We start from the raw sequence: 14,676 nt of genomic DNA, 5'->3' as shown, positions 1-14,676 counted from the left end.
CAGCAGTTTTGAGCATTGAGTTTCGGCTCCAAATACTCTTTTGCGATGGCGAACACATTGTTCTGCCGGGCATGGGGCGTATTGGGTTAGCAAGGAGAAGCTACGTATGCGTGCACCTATCGTCTTTCGCCGTCTCTTATGGATTGCGTGTCTTGCCATACCCGGCCTGGTGCCGGGCACCGGGTTTGTCCTCGCCTATTCCTCTGACTCGTCCACCGGCCAAACGCTTGCAGCGCCTGCCAGGTCGGCGCAAAAACCACCGGCGGCGTGTTCGGCGGATCCCTATGTTGCGGGCACGGAGTACCAGCAAGGGAATCAGGTAAAGAACGTCGACCGGCATTTTGAATGTTGGAAAGACAACGAAGCGCCGCTTGGCCCTGACAGTTGGAAGTGGTGTCAACAGGCCGCCTATGCCCCCGGTGATTCAGTTCACTGGCGTGATGCCTGGAAAGAACTCGAATGCGGTGGTTTTGAAGGCAACCGTCTAAGTCTGAGTTTCGCCACCCTCAGCGGAAAAGCACCGTTGAAAGAGGCGGTGATCGGCGTGGCTCGCGCCGATCAGGTCGTCACCGGAGTCTTGCGTTGCAAGACGCAGGAAATCCCCATCAGCGCCAAAGCCAATGAAACGCTCAATATCGATGGTCTGAAAGCCTGCGACTATCAACTGGTGATGAATGTTGCCGATGGTTTCGCGCCGCTGAACACACCGCGAATCCTGTCTTTCAAAGCGGATGAGGGGGATCAGCAGACGTTGACCGTGAAGTATCGTGCGCCGGTCGACATCGGCAAGCTCAGTGGCCTGCCCGGAATCAAGATCGAGTTGTTCGCCCAAGGGCTGATTCAGCCTCGGCAAATGGCCATGGGCAAGCACGTACTGTATGTGGGCTCCAGTGCAATTCCCTCGTATGTCTATGACGGGAAAATTGCCGACATGATTTATGCGCTGCCTCTGGATGGCGCTGGCAAGCCGACGGGAATTTACGTGATCGCCAGCGGTCTGGAAGAGCCCCATGGCGTGGCTTACCGCGATGGCAATTTGTACTACTCGACCACTGGCGGCCTTTATCGACTGAGCAATGCCGATGAGAACTACAAAGACCCCAAGCCTGAACGTGTTCTGAACTTTCCGGCAGACGACACACTATTTCCCTTGCCGTCCCAGGCGTCAGGTTCTTCAACACGTATCTGGCATATGAAGCATCCGCTGCATTTCAACCCAGTCGACCCCACGGACAAGGGGCTCTACACGGCGGTCGGAACTCCCTGCAATCTGTGCATGATTCCCGCTGACGGGCGTTACGGTGCGTTGCTGCGTTATGACCTGGAGACCGGCAAGGCGCAAGTGCTGGCCAAGGGTATTCGTAACTCCGTAGGGTTTGACTGGAATCCCAAGACCCGGGAGATCTGGTTCAGCGATAACAATCGCCAGGGTTTTCCCAATCCGGATGAGGTCAACCGTGTCAGTGGTCCTGGTCTGCATTTCGGGGTTCCTTACCGGTTCGGCAAGGGGCAGCCGGGGTTCACCCAAGAGGAGTTTGAAAACCCTGGGGTGATTCAGCCGCCGTTGGTACCGGGTGCGATTGTTTCAGACAAGTCGCTGGAGCAGATCAACTCAGGGGATTACGTGCCCGCGGCGTTCGAACTGGGTACTAACACCGCACCATTGGGGGTCAAATTCTGGGACGGTTACCCGACTCAGGGCGACACTCAGCGTTTGCTGGTGGCGGTACATGGCGCCGGTTCAGCTGAAAGGCCGGGAATGGATGTGCGAATGATGACGATCCAGGGCGGGACCCGGGTGGTCAATCAGATCCCGCTGATCAATAGCTCTGGATTGGATCTTGATCAAAATGACGTGTATGCGCTGAACGGATCTCCGGGGCGTCCGACGGATTTCCTCGAACTGGCGGACAAAAGTCTGCTGATTTCCGATGACGTGGCCGGGATGATTTATCGCGTGCGCTACGACGCCAACGCGGTACTCGATACTCAGTTGACGTTGCGTCCGATGCTGGCGCCCGCGCCGGAGGTGGACGACGAGATGATCAGCGGTTATTTGATCTCCCCGGGAGGCAATAGCCGACTGTTTCATGTGTCATGGAATCCCGCTGACAGCGAGTCCGGGTTGGTACTCAAGGGGCTCAACTACGGGGAGTATCAGCTTAAGCTCAATGATGTAAAAAACTGGATTCCGAAAGTTCGCACGACCGGCTTTACATTGTCCGCAGCCAACAAGACCCAAACGATCAACTTGCAGTACCGCGAGCGGCCGATAAAGCTTGAGGTCAAGGTAACTATTCCGGCCCCGCAAAAACCTGCATCAGTAACCGATGGCCAATGGCATATCATCATCAGGGACAAAGCCGATCCTGCTGCGCAACCACGTACGGTAAACGTGCCGTGGGGGGAAAGTGTTACACAGACTCTGAACTACGGTCGGTACGAGATTCTTTATCCGTTCTACACCAAGGAGAAGCCGCAGCCTGAACTAGTGAGTGTGGTGATTGATGAGTCAAGCGAGGACATGCAGGTATTACCAATGTCGTACCGCAAGGTAGAAGAACTGGGCCCTGTGGTACTGGCCGAGACCTGCACCAAATGTCACGCCGTGGAATATTTCAACAGTTTGCGCATGGCCCTTGCCTGGAGTGTGGCGGGCCAGGATGCCTTGGTGAAACAGATCAAGAGCATGCCGGTAGCGGGGCATTGCGATACCACCTGTGCCTCGCAAATCAGCAAGCACTTGTATAGCGTCGTCTGGGCGCCTTACCTGAACCCGGCCGAGTCCTATGGTGAGCGGCAACTGCGACTGCTGACGCCTGCGGAGTATGCCGCCAGCGTTAAAGACATACTGAATGTCGAGATTAATCCCGAGAAATTACCGGCTGACAAATCGGAGAAGGATTTCAAATACCCCGGCGAGGCAGATAAAGGCATTCTTCAGACCGAAGATGTAAAACTGTTCTACGACATGGCGTTGTTCGTGGCTGACAAGGTTGCTCCCGAACAATTGGCCTTACTCAAATTGGCCCGCCAGCCTGACCTTGTGACGGCTCTGGGTTACCGCTTGTTCCGGCGTCCTTTGAGTGACGCGGAACACGCACGCTATCAGTCTTTGCTGGAAAAGGATGGGCAGACGGGGCTGGTGGCCGGGATGCTGCTGTCACCTAATTTCCTGTATCGCTCGGAGCTTGGGCAGACGGTGGCGGGCCGCTCAACCGTGTTCAAACTTACGCCGTTCGAGTTGGCGACAGCTCTCTCTTTTGCCTTTGAGGGAACTACGCCAAGCTTCGAGGTATTAGCCAAGGCCGAGAAGGGCTTACTGGAGACCCCGCAACAGATCGGCGCCGAAGTCGAGCAGATGATGCGCTCCGATCGAGGTGTCGAGCAGTTCAACCGCTTTGTCAGCTATTACACCAAGACCAATCGAGGCGTTCAGGAAAAGCCGGGCTTGACCGCGAACATGGTCCAGCTAATGGCTCGGGAACAGTATCTGTTAACACGCAATGTGATGCTGGATGGACAAGGGACGCTCAATGAACTGTTCAACCCTGAGTACACCTACCTCAACGCCTCTCTTGCAGAGCATTACGGGATCACTGGCGTCAGTGGTGACACTCTGAAAAAGGTCGCGGTCGATGAGAAGCGAGGAGGGTTGCTCCATCTCGGACTCACCCAAGCAGCCACCTCGGATTACCAGACCACGTCATTGGTCAAGCGCGGCATCATGATTCGCGAGCAGATGTTCTGTCGCGAGTTTGGTGCACCCGTCGAAGCGGATCCTGTGGAGCCGGACTACCCCGCACGTGCGATCACCACTCGCGAGCACTGGGATTTGGTCAATGGCGAACAGGCGTCCGGGGGGCGTTGCTGGCAGTGTCATCAATACATGAATGACACCGGTGCCTCCATGGAGCACTACGACGCGGCGGGGCGCTATCGCCGTGAGGAATTGGCCCACAACTATGTGCAATATCCGCAAACGCTGCCGATCAAAGCATCCGGTCCTTTCCTGAGCACCACCGGGGTCGAACACATCAATGACGTTCGCGATATCGCAAAACTGATACCGCGCAACCCTGCGTCATTGTTCTGCATGGCGGATAGCTACTTCCGTTTCGCGTTCGGCAACAAATCCGATGAGGCGACTTCCGGGACCGTCAAGGCTATCGCCGATGGTTTGCAGACCTCCGGTTCTCTGCGTGAAATGCTAAGAGCCCTGGGCACTTCCAATGCATTTCTATTCAAAACCGAGAGGGAGTGATCATGGGCATTTTGAAAAGTCGTCGACGTTTTCTTGCTGGCCTGGCCGCAGCCGGTGTGTACGGTCCCCTGACTCAGTTCGGTCTTGCGCGCATGGCCCTGGCAGGGCAAACCCAACAGGCAAAATTGAAGGTGGTGTTTGTGGTTTTACCGGATGGCCTGGCGGTGGACTCTTTCCAGGGCGGTGGCTTTGGAGATGGACGCGGCTTGTGGCATCCGCTGACCCAGAGTACGGACACCACCGTGTTCGAGTTGAATGAGGTCAGCCGCGAATTGGCGGCCTATCGCAGTCAGTCCCTTTACCTTCGCGGCATCATCCTTGGTCCCGGAAATGTCGGCCATAATGGCTGGACTTGGGTATTGCGTGATCGTGCGGCCAGCATGTCGTCCATCGATATGTTGTTGGGGCAGGCTTTACAAGGCACGGTTCCGTCCCAGCGCAGCCTGTTTTCAGGTCCTCATGCTGGTATTGACGGTACGCCTTGGTTTGTTTCATGGAATGGCAATGCGATTCGCACGCCCTACCGGGATCCGGTGCTGATGTATGAATCGATACTCAGTATTCCCAGCCGTTCGGTGCGTGAACAGCAACTCAAGAACACCAGTGTATTTGACCCCGCGCGGATCGAAATTCAGGAACTCAAAGGCAAGGTTTCCGGCGCTCAGCGACAGAAACTGGAAACCCATATGGATTCGGTGGAGCAGGTTATCAAGGATATCGACGATACGCTTCCGCCGGTTGGCGAGTGTGCACCGTTGAGCCTGGAACCCCTGCCGTTCGAGTCGGCAGATTACCGGACTCGAGTACAGGGCAGTCATCACCAGGTCGTCGCCACCGCCTTGAGTTGCGGGATCAGTCGCGTTGCTACGATACAGATCGGGCGCTCGGCGGAATCGCTGAACATTATCGACGTCAGCCCCACCAGCAATCCGCATGAATGTGCTCACCGGCGCTCCGGGGAAGCATTCTGGAAAGGCACGCGTCAGTGGTACGTCAAGCAGGTCAAACTGTTCATGGACGAACTGGCAAGACATGCCGACCCGGATGTGCCGAGCGACAATCTGCTGAAACATACCCTTGTCGTAGTGACCAGCGAAATGGCCGATGGTGCGCCAGAGCATATGGTTGACATGCCTTTGGTGCTCATGGGCGGTGCAAGCGGCTTATTGAAGAGTGGCGACGGTGCTGGGCGTTATCTCAATATCACTTCACAGTTCGATCAAACCCATCACTCGGGGAATCCGGTCATCGGCAAGAATTTCGTCGACATGCAACGCATCTGGGCCACTATCGCCAAAGCGGCGGGAACCAGCGTGCCTTACGCAGGCAATATCACTCCGGTGAGCGGTATATTCACCAATGTCTGAATGAAGTCTTGCTACTCAAAAAGCCGGAAAGTCTGGGTATCGGACTTTCCGGTTTTTACGTTTAATCCGTCGATGGGCTCGGCCATCGGCCGATCACCTCTCGCTAGCCCCTTATGCAGCCTGTTAAGCTGAATTTCAGGAGCGTTCCTACGCACTTTTAAGAGAGTTGTCCTTCTTTAACTGCATCCGATCAGGTATTGCTAACGTTTTGCCGCTTTGCGCTGCTCCCGGGTTGGCGCCGGTCAACGTTTTCACCACCGAGCACACCTGATCCCGGAACCAGCTCTGCGAGTTTTTTATGAATAAACGTCCTTTGTATTTCGACTACGCCGCCACCACCCCGGTGGATGAGCGGGTCATCCAGGTTATGGTCGATTGTCTGGGGTTCAGCGGTAACTTCGGCAACCCGGCCTCCAGCTCCCATGCCTTCGGCCAGCAGGCCCGACAAACGGTTGAGCACGCTCGCCGACAGGTGGCCGAGCTGGTCGGCGCTGAGCCTTCGCAGATCGTCTGGACCTCGGGTGCCACTGAATCAAACAACCTAGCTCTCAAAGGCGTCGCCCAGGCCCGTGGTGTTGCGGGTGGGCATATCATCACCAGTCAAATCGAACACAAGGCAATTCTCGACACGGCCAGGCAGTTGCAGGATGCCGGCGTCGCCGTGACCTATCTGGTGCCGGATGCCGAAGGTCTGATCAGCGCGCAAGCGGTCAGTGAGGCAATGCGCGAGGACACCTTTCTGGTGTCGCTGATGCTGGTCAATAACGAACTGGGTACCGTCAATGACATCCCGGCTATTGGCCAGGTGGTGCGTGAGCGAGGCGCGTTGTTTCATGTCGATGCCGCACAAGGTGCCGGCAAAGTGGCGATCGATCTGGCCCAGTGGCCGGTGGATTTGATGTCGTTCTCTGCACACAAAATCTACGGCCCCAAGGGCATCGGTGCGTTGTACGTCGGCCCCCGCGCGCAGCAACGTTTGCAGGCGCAGATTCATGGTGGCGGGCACGAAGGCGGTTTGCGTTCAGGAACCCTCGCGACCCATCAGATCGCTGCCATGGGCGCGGCGTTTGCCTTGGCGAGAGAGTTTTTCGACGAAGAGGCTGCAACCATCGTGCGTTTGCGTGAGCGTTTGCTTGAGCAGCTCTTCAGTATTCCCGGTGTGCACTTGAACGGCAGTGCGACCCAGCGCATTCCCCATACCTTGAGCCTGACGTTCAACGAGGGCGAGTTCAACTCGGCGGCGTTGAGTGCTTCGATTGCTTTTTCGGCGACTTCGGCCTGCAACTCGGCGAGTAATGCACCGTCTCATGTGCTGCTGGCCCTGGGGCATGACGCGCGGGCAGCGAGTCGCACGATCCGTCTGAGTCTCGGGCGATTCACCACCGAGCAGGATGTCGATCAAGCCGCACAATTGATTAAAGCTTCATCGGCCAGTGCACCGGCGTTCTGGGCCGTTGCTCAGCCATAAGGGCTGATCCGCCTCAGCACCCAATAACAATGATGAGTGATTAGCAGGAGACACAATGAGCACGCAGACTTTGACCCATGGAGTGGTTCCCCAGCGCCTGGCGCAAACACGCGAGCTGATGAGCCGGGAGGGCATACATGCCCTGCTGGTGCCGTCGGCCGATCCGCATTTGTCGGAGTACCTGCCGGGCTATTGGCAGGGACGGCAATGGTTGTCGGGATTTCATGGCTCGGTCGGCACGTTGATCGTGACCCCGGACTTCGCCGGTGTCTGGGCTGACAGCCGTTATTGGGAGCAGGCGACCAAGGAACTCAAGGGCAGCGGCATCGAATTGGTGAAACTCCAGCCTGGGCAACCAGGTCCGCTGGACTGGCTCGCTGAGCAAACACCCGAAGGCGGTGTGGTGGCCGTCGATGGCGCTGTCATGGCCGTGGCTTCGGCTCGTACTCTGGGTAGCAAACTCCAGGAACGTGGCGCTCGGTTGCGTACCGATATCGATGTCTTGAACGAAGTCTGGCAAGACCGTCCAGCGCTGCCGAATCAGTCGATCTATCAACACTTGCCGCCTCAGGCCACTGTCAGCCGTGGCGAAAAACTCGCCAAACTGCGCGAGAGCCTGAAAGAACGTGGCGCCGATTGGCACTTTATCGCGACCCTCGATGACATCGCCTGGTTGTTCAACCTGCGTGGCGCTGACGTTTCGTTCAACCCGGTGTTCGTTTCCTTCGCCTTGATCGGACAGCAGCAAGCGACACTGTTTGTGGCGCTGAGCAAAGTCGATGCGCAACTGCGCGCAATCCTCGAACAGGATGGCGTGACATTGCGCGATTACAGCGAAGTGGCCGCGGCACTGAGCGCAGTTCCGAGCGGCGCGAGCTTGCAGGTCGATCCTGCGCGGGTGACGGCGGGTCTGCTGGATAACCTGGGCAGCGGCGTAAAACTGATCGAAGGGCTGAACCCGACCACCTTGGCCAAATCGCAAAAAAGCCTCGCCGACGCCGAGCATATTCGTCAGGCCATGGAGCAAGACGGCGCGGCGCTCTGTGAGTTTTTCACCTGGCTAGACACCACGCTGGGTAGCGAGCGGATTACCGAGCTGACCATCGATGAGCACCTGACGGCAGCGCGTACCCGTCGTCCGGGCTATGTCTCGCTGAGCTTCAACACTATCGCGGCGTTCAACGCCAACGGCGCGATGCCGCACTACCACGCCACCGAAGAAGAGCACGCGCTGATCGAAGGCGATGGTTTGCTGCTGATAGATTCCGGTGGACAGTACCTGGGCGGCACCACAGACATTACCCGCATGGTGCCGGTCGGCACGCCGACGCAGGAGCAGAAGCGTGATTGCACGCGGGTACTCAAAGGCGTAATCGCGCTGTCCCGGGCGCAGTTCCCACGAGGCATTTTGTCGCCGCTGCTGGACTCCATCGCCCGTGCGCCGATCTGGGCCGAAGGTGTCGATTACGGTCACGGTACTGGTCATGGTGTCGGTTACTTCCTCAACGTCCATGAAGGTCCGCAGGTGATTGCCTATCAGGCAGCGCCGGCACCACAAACGGCGATGCAACCAGGGATGATCACCTCCATCGAACCGGGTACTTATCGCCCTGGCCGTTGGGGGGTGCGGATCGAGAACCTGGTGTTGAATCGTGAAGCGGGAAGCACCGAGTTCGGTGAGTTCCTCAGGTTCGAAACCCTGACCCTGTGCCCGATCGACACCCGTTGCCTGGAGCCGGCGCTGCTGACTCAAGACGAGAAAGAATGGTTTAACGGCTATCACGCGCAAGTCCGTGAGCGTTTGAGTCCGCTACTTGAAGGGGCTGCTCTAGAGTGGCTGAACACCCGAACGGCGGCTATTTAATCCGCTCTGCGCCGTCAGCCTGAGGCGGCGCAAGCTCAGGCGCTTGAGCGAGCGCCTTGGTCATATAATCGATGAATGCATTGACCCTGGCGGATTGGCGACGATTCGCCGGGGACACGGCATGAATTGGCAGCGACTGTGCGCTGTAGTCCTGCAAAATCGCCTTCACCCGACCCTCCTGTAAATCCTCGCTGAACAACCACACCGGCGACAGCGCAATACCTAGCCCGCCAAGCACCATTTCACGTATGGCCTCTGAGCTATTGCTTTGGGCGTTGCCCTTGATCCGCACGTTGTGGCGTTGTCCGTTCTTCTCGTAAATCCATTGGTTCTGGCTACTCAGCAGGTTGAACAGCAGGCAGTTGTGCTGGCTTAGTTCTTCTGGCGCAAGTGGCTGGCCATGGCGAGCGAGATAGTCAGGGCTGGCAACCGTTACACGGTAGGTGGTACCGACGCGGCGGGCGATAAGGCCACTATCACTCAGTTCGCCGATCCGGAAGGTGACATCCAGGCCTTCGCTGACCAGATCCTGATTGTGATCGTCGAGTTGCAGGTCTATCTGCACCTGTGGATAACTCGCCAGGAAACCCGGCAGGCGCGAGGCGATCTGTAAACGTCCGAAACTGACGGATGAACCCACCCGCAAGTTGCCGGCGACGGTTTCCCTGCCTGACTGAAAGCTGTGTTCCGCAGCATCCACCGCAGCGAGGATTTGCCGACATTCTGTGTAGTAACGCTGACCTTCGTCGGTCAGCGACAGTTGTCGGGTACTGCGGGAAATCAACTTGCCACCCAGCTCGATCTCCAGCGCTCTCAGCACTTTGCTGATGGTCGGTTGGCTGGTTTGCAACTCTCGGGCGACGGCGGAAAAACTGCCGCGCTCCACCACCCGAACAAAAATCGCCATTGCATTGAGCTTGTCCATGCCAGTTCTCATTCATGCCAAATGGGCATGCTCACTATAGCTTTATAGGGTCTTATCGGCATGAGTCGGTTGGCGGATGATCAATCCAACTCCCACTGACAAGAGATTGCGAAGATGACTGACACACTTGAGATGAGTGCTTTGATCGTCGATTCGGCCAATGCGCCTTTTCGCCTGGCGGTTATAAACAGACCCGTGCCAGGAGAAGGTCAGGTACTGGTCAGGATTGCGGCCAGCGGGGTCAATCCACTGGACGAGAAAATTCGCGCAGGACAGGCCGAGCACGCTCGTCAACCTTTGCCGGCGGTGTTGGGCATGGACCTGGCGGGAACCATTGAAGCGTTGGGAGCCGGGGTAAGCGGATGGCAGATCGGCGATGAGGTTTACGCCATGGCGACCGGCATCGCAGGTTTGCAAGGTTCTCTGGCCGAATTCGCCGTCGTCGATGCGCAATTGTTGGCGTTCAAACCGCGCAATCTGAGTATGCGTGAAGCGGCAGCGCTGCCCTTAGTGCTGATTACCGCATGGGAAGGATTGGTCGATCGTGCTCATGTGCGAGAAGGGCAGTCGGTGCTAATTCACGGCGGCGCGGGAGGCGTGGGGCATGTTGCGGTACAGCTCGCTCAAGCCTTCGGTGCTGCTGTGTTTGCCACCGGCTCAGCCAAAAGTCGGGCGGTTATCGAGGGTTTTGGAGCGACCTTTATCGACTATAGACAAAGTCCGGTTGAACAGTATGTAGAGGAACACACGGCAGGCGAAGGATTCGACATCGTTTACGACACCGTGGGCGGTGAAACGCTGGATGCGTCGTTCAAGGCTGTGCGCGCCTATCACGGTCATGTGCTGAGCTGCCTCGGTTGGGGGCAACACAGCCTTGCGCCATTGTCCTTTCGGGGTGCGACGTATTCTGGAGTGTTCACGTTATTGCCATTGCTGACAGGCAAGGGCCGTGACCATCACGGGCAAATTCTTGCTGAAGCCACTCGGCTGATCGAAGCTGGCAAGCTGACGCCTTTGCTCGATCCTCGGCGGTTCGGATTGCAAACCGCCAAAGCGGCCTATGACCTGCTTGCTGCAGGAGAGGCGCAAGGGCGGTTGGTCATCGAGATTTAGCTCAAGGCTTCAAGGACAAAGTCCAGACGGTCCTGGCCGAAGAACAGCTGGTTATCGACAAACATGCTCGGCGCGCCGAACACGCCGCGTTGCAAGGCCTGTTCGGTTTTGTCCTTAAGGGCGGCTTTGACCTCTTCATCATTGGTCAAGGCCAGGATTTCGGTCGGCTCAAAGCCGTTCTCCATCAACACTGCAGCAACGGTCGCTGGGTCATTGAGGTTGCGCTTATCAACCCACAATGCGCGGAAAAGACAGTCGATAAAATCGAGGAAACGTTCTGGGTGACGCAGCTGCATGCCGGTGACGGCACGCATCAGTAGGAGGGTGTTGACCGGAAAATGCGGATTGAAATTGAGTGGGACGTCGTAGCGTTTTGCATAGCGCTCCAGGTCATGAAGCATGTAGCGTCCCTTGGCTGGAATGGTGATGGGCGAAGCATTGCCGGTGGCTTTGAATACACCACCCAGTAGCATGGGTTGATAGATAAGCTGGCTGCCGGTTTGGGCGCAGATCTTGGGTAACTGGGTGTAGGCCAGGTAAGTGCTCGGGCTGCCGAGGTCGAAGAAGAACTCTACGGTTTTGCTCATGGTTGAGGCGCTCTGATTATTGTTAATGGGGGAGGGCTTACCAGCGTTCGCTCCATGGTCGTAGATCCAGCTCGAAGGTCCAGGCATCTCGCGGCTGACTGTGCAGGTACCAATAGTTCTCGGCGATGTGTTCCGGATTAAGGATCCCGTCTTGATCCTTGAGCGCGTACTTCTCCGGGAAGCTGTCGCGGATGAAGTCTGTATCAATGGCGCCGTCGACGACGATATGGGCGACGTGGATGTTCATGGGGCCCAGCTCACGGGCCATGCTTTGCGCCAATGCCCGAATTCCATGCTTTGCGCCGGCAAACGCCGCGAAACCGGCAGCTCCCCGCATCCCGGCTGTCGCACCGGTGAACAGGATGGTGCCTCGTTGGCGGGTAGCCATGCGTTTGGCGACTTCGCGAGCGTTCAGAAAACCCGAGAAACAGGCCATTTCCCAGATCTTGAAATACTTGCGCGCGGTTTCTTCCAGGATGCTGCACGGCACATTGGCGCCGATGTTGAAGACAAAGGCTTCAATCGGGCCGATCTGACTCTCGATCTGTTCGACCAGCGCAATCACGTCCTCTTCTTTGCGCGCATCGCAGGCGAAGCCATGGGCTTCACCCCCAGCCGCCTTAATTGTATCGACCAAGGGCTGCAATTTGTCAGCACTACGCCGGGTAACGCAGGCGATAAATCCCTCTTGGGCAAAACGCTTGGCGATTGCACCACCGGTGGCATCGCCCGCGCCGACCACCAATACGACCTTCTTGTTATTTATAGCTGTAGTCATGGGTATCGCCTTTTTTGGTAAACGATCGTTAGCTAAACGAACGTTATGCTACGATTCAGAATGCGTCAAGGTGATAGATCTATAGGAGGGAGCGATGCGTTATTCAACCAGTCACAAGCAGGAAACCAGAGAACGATTGCTGGAAAGCAGTGCTGTGTCGGCCAAGAAAGAGGGATTTTCCACGGTTGGCGTCGACGGTTTGATGAAAGCGATCGGGCTTAGTGGTGGGGCTTTCTATAGTCATTTTTCTTCAAAAGACGAGCTGTTCAGTTCGATCGTCGAGCGTGAACTGAGTCAGAGTCTTGAGCGGTTGAGTGGGGATGGTGAGCAGAGCCGGGCAAGGCTGGAACGCTGTCTCAAGCACTATTTGAGCATGGCGCACGTTGAGCAGCCCGAGACAGGTTGTGCATTGCCAGCCCTGGGAGCTGAAATCGCTCGCTCCGACATTGCTGTTCGACAGCAGGCGGAGCAGTGGATTTGTCGATTGCAGGAAAGTTGGGCTCGTACGCTAGGTAGTGAGAGTCTGGCGTGGGCGATCTTGTCGCAATGTATTGGCGCTCTGGTTGTGGCGCGGATGCTGGTAAGTCCGGGGATTCAACGCAAAGTCCTCGAATCCAGCTACGCCGAGATCGGTCGCCAGATGGTGGAACAGCGAGTTGAATGAAGCGGTGTCAGCTTACTTGCAGATGACGATCATGCTGCGGCTTGTATAGCCGGCGGGGTTGAGGCCGAAGGGATAGTCACCGGGATCTTCCACGGCGTCACCCGATTTGGCGATGACTTTATAGCCCTTGGCGCCGCATGAATTGGCGGCGCTGGTGTAGCACTTCTCCCAGGAAGAAGACAAGCCGGAACAATTGATATGCAACCCCTTCTTCCCGCGCTTTACCTCGGTTTTTGAGGTCGCAGCACAACCTGCAATGGCAAGTACGGTTAGCAGTATCAAAACTCGTTTCATTCCCTTCCTTATAGCTGACTTCGGGTCTGGCGCCCGAATCCGGCTTTATCCGCTCTTGCATGTCGCATTGACGATGTCCCTGCTTGAGAAAAACCCAAGACTTACACAGAGTTACAGCCTAAACATGGCCTAATTGAGCGGTAAATACCAGCGCTTCGTCAAATCCGTTTTCAATCTGCTGCAAGCATAGGAGTGGATTCGCGGCGCATGGTCATGGTGGCACCGATGGAGGCAAGGATGATGCAGCCAATGGCCAGCCACTGGGCCAGGGACAGGTATTCGTGAAGGAACACAAGCCCTGACAAGGCGCCGATAGCAGGTTCGATACTCATCAAGGTGCCGAAGGTGCGCGCTGGCATTCTGGTGAGGGCCACCATCTCAAGGGTGTAAGGCACGGCGGTAGAGAGAACCGCGACACCGATAGCTATCGGGATCAGGGAAGGAGTCAATAGCGCTGTTCCCGCGTGGACGATGCCGATAGGTGCCACGAATAAAGCGGCAATCATTACACCCAAAGCGGCGGTTTGAACGCCGTTATCTGCACCGGCCTTTTGCCCGAACAGGATATATACAGCCCAGCAGATGCCGGCGCCCAGCGCATAGCCCGCACCTAAAAGGTCGATCCCGGCACTGGTATCACCTCTGGGGATCAGCAGTAGCAGGCCGATGACCGCCAAACCGATCCACAGAAAGTCGATCGCCCGACGTGAAGCATATACAGCAACCGCCAGGGGGCCAGTGAACTCCAAGGCAACCGCAATCCCCAGTGGGACGCTTCTAAGTGACATATAGAAGAGGAAGTTCATCCCGCCAAGTGCCATCCCATAGACGATTACCGTACGCAGGGACCTGGCGGTGAGTTTGGCGCGCCAAGGGCGTAGCAGGAGCAACATGATGATGCTGGCAAAAACCAGGCGCAGCGTCGTGGTTCCTTGGGCTCCCACAACAGGAAACATGCTTTTGGCAAGAGAAGCTCCGGACTGGATTGAAGCCATGGCAATAATCAGCAGACCGACCGGGAACAGAGTGGAGGCGAGGCTGCGGGGTTGGTCATTCATGAAGAGGCGTCATCCGGAGTAGTTGAGGCGCAAAAGTATAGGCGCGATACATGATGCTCAATCCCTACGAGTTGAGCAATATACTGCGCACACTGTTTGTGCGCTTCTATATATAAGCAGGGTTTTAGAGATTTTCGACATTTGTTGATAGATAAGCTGAATTAGGTGTTGACGGCAGATTCTGGAAGTCTATAATTCGCCCCACTTCCGGCGCAGTCGAAACGGAAAACTCCTTGCTAAACAATGAGTTACGCAGTTTTCGACAGCGGTTACGCTTCCGTTCAGCGAAGCCCG

11 protein-coding genes are annotated in these 14,676 nt (G+C 56.6%); 6 read left to right on the top strand and 5 right to left on the bottom strand.

From position 1 onward, the window contains the following. Positions 1-106: 106 nt before the first annotated feature. From ACN1C3_RS31110 to ACN1C3_RS31095, 4 genes are all read left to right on the top strand, one after another. Positions 107-4,264 (top strand): DUF1592 domain-containing protein, encoded by a 4,158-nt coding sequence (locus tag ACN1C3_RS31110; protein ID WP_419119557.1) that lies wholly within the window; start codon positions 107-109, stop codon positions 4,262-4,264. A gap of 2 nt (positions 4,265-4,266) precedes the next feature. Further along, positions 4,267-5,631 carry a DUF1552 domain-containing protein gene (locus ACN1C3_RS31105; protein ID WP_419119556.1) on the top strand — a complete coding sequence of 455 codons (1,365 nt, stop codon included), beginning with the start codon at positions 4,267-4,269 and terminating at the stop codon, positions 5,629-5,631. A 298-nt stretch (positions 5,632-5,929) separates the two neighbouring features. After that, positions 5,930-7,099, top strand: coding sequence for an aminotransferase class V-fold PLP-dependent enzyme (locus tag ACN1C3_RS31100; RefSeq protein WP_419119555.1), 1,170 nt, complete (start codon positions 5,930-5,932; stop codon positions 7,097-7,099). Positions 7,100-7,154: 55 nt separating this feature from the next. Continuing rightward, positions 7,155-8,963 carry an aminopeptidase P family protein gene (locus ACN1C3_RS31095; RefSeq protein ID WP_419119554.1) on the top strand — a complete coding sequence of 603 codons (1,809 nt, stop codon included), beginning with the start codon at positions 7,155-7,157 and terminating at the stop codon, positions 8,961-8,963. On the opposite strand, the gene ACN1C3_RS31090 is transcribed toward ACN1C3_RS31095, so the two are convergent. Next, positions 8,956-9,888, bottom strand: coding sequence for a LysR family transcriptional regulator (locus tag ACN1C3_RS31090; RefSeq protein WP_419119553.1), 933 nt, complete (start codon positions 9,886-9,888; stop codon positions 8,956-8,958). The genes ACN1C3_RS31095 and ACN1C3_RS31090 overlap by 8 nt on opposite strands. A 114-nt stretch (positions 9,889-10,002) precedes the next feature. Between ACN1C3_RS31090 and ACN1C3_RS31085 the strand changes: the two genes are divergently transcribed. Beyond that, a complete protein-coding gene (locus tag ACN1C3_RS31085) occupies positions 10,003-11,001 on the top strand; it encodes a zinc-dependent alcohol dehydrogenase family protein (protein ID WP_419119552.1) in 999 nt (332 codons plus the stop codon). Here the strand turns inward: ACN1C3_RS31085 and ACN1C3_RS31080 are convergent. Further along, complete coding sequence (locus tag ACN1C3_RS31080; protein ID WP_419119551.1) at positions 10,998-11,588, bottom strand: 2-hydroxychromene-2-carboxylate isomerase; 591 nt, start codon at positions 11,586-11,588, stop codon at positions 10,998-11,000. The two genes, ACN1C3_RS31085 and ACN1C3_RS31080, sit on opposite strands and share 4 nt — an antisense overlap. 37 nt (positions 11,589-11,625) lie before the next feature. Beyond that, complete coding sequence (locus tag ACN1C3_RS31075; protein WP_419119550.1) at positions 11,626-12,366, bottom strand: SDR family oxidoreductase; 741 nt, start codon at positions 12,364-12,366, stop codon at positions 11,626-11,628. 94 nt (positions 12,367-12,460) lie between these two features. Between ACN1C3_RS31075 and ACN1C3_RS31070 the strand changes: the two genes are divergently transcribed. Next, a complete protein-coding gene (locus ACN1C3_RS31070) occupies positions 12,461-13,030 on the top strand; it encodes a TetR/AcrR family transcriptional regulator (RefSeq protein ID WP_419119549.1) in 570 nt (189 codons plus the stop codon). 12 nt (positions 13,031-13,042) lie between these two features. Here ACN1C3_RS31070 and ACN1C3_RS31065 read toward each other — a convergent pair whose 3' ends face one another. Continuing rightward, entirely contained in the window at positions 13,043-13,324 is a 282-nt protein-coding gene (locus ACN1C3_RS31065; RefSeq protein WP_419119548.1) for a hypothetical protein, read from the bottom strand. A gap of 170 nt (positions 13,325-13,494) precedes the next feature. Then, positions 13,495-14,382 (bottom strand): threonine/homoserine exporter RhtA, encoded by an 888-nt coding sequence (gene rhtA / locus ACN1C3_RS31060; protein WP_419119547.1) that lies wholly within the window; start codon positions 14,380-14,382, stop codon positions 13,495-13,497. Positions 14,383-14,676: the final 294 nt, after the last annotated feature.

Source organism: Pseudomonas sp. H11T01 (genome assembly GCF_048515765.1).
Taxonomy (GTDB): Bacteria; Pseudomonadota; Gammaproteobacteria; order Pseudomonadales; family Pseudomonadaceae; genus Aquipseudomonas.
The sequence above is the reverse complement of the archived record's forward strand: the minus strand, read 5'-3'. Positions and strand labels throughout refer to the sequence as shown.

Bases quoted from the DNA above. Each gene is read 5' to 3' on its own strand.
- ACN1C3_RS31110 (WP_419119557.1), top strand. From the start codon at position 107: ATGCGTGCACCTATCGTCTTTCGCCGTCTCTTATGGATTGCGTGTCTT.
- ACN1C3_RS31105 (WP_419119556.1), top strand. From the start codon at position 4,267: ATGGGCATTTTGAAAAGTCGTCGACGTTTTCTTGCTGGCCTGGCCGCA.
- ACN1C3_RS31100 (WP_419119555.1), top strand. From the start codon at position 5,930: ATGAATAAACGTCCTTTGTATTTCGACTACGCCGCCACCACCCCGGTG.
- ACN1C3_RS31095 (WP_419119554.1), top strand. From the start codon at position 7,155: ATGAGCACGCAGACTTTGACCCATGGAGTGGTTCCCCAGCGCCTGGCG.
- ACN1C3_RS31090 (WP_419119553.1), bottom strand. From the start codon at position 9,888: ATGGACAAGCTCAATGCAATGGCGATTTTTGTTCGGGTGGTGGAGCGC.
- ACN1C3_RS31085 (WP_419119552.1), top strand. From the start codon at position 10,003: ATGACTGACACACTTGAGATGAGTGCTTTGATCGTCGATTCGGCCAAT.
- ACN1C3_RS31080 (WP_419119551.1), bottom strand. From the start codon at position 11,588: ATGAGCAAAACCGTAGAGTTCTTCTTCGACCTCGGCAGCCCGAGCACT.
- ACN1C3_RS31075 (WP_419119550.1), bottom strand. From the start codon at position 12,366: ATGACTACAGCTATAAATAACAAGAAGGTCGTATTGGTGGTCGGCGCG.
- ACN1C3_RS31070 (WP_419119549.1), top strand. From the start codon at position 12,461: ATGCGTTATTCAACCAGTCACAAGCAGGAAACCAGAGAACGATTGCTG.
- ACN1C3_RS31065 (WP_419119548.1), bottom strand. From the start codon at position 13,324: ATGAAACGAGTTTTGATACTGCTAACCGTACTTGCCATTGCAGGTTGT.
- rhtA (WP_419119547.1), bottom strand. From the start codon at position 14,382: ATGAATGACCAACCCCGCAGCCTCGCCTCCACTCTGTTCCCGGTCGGT.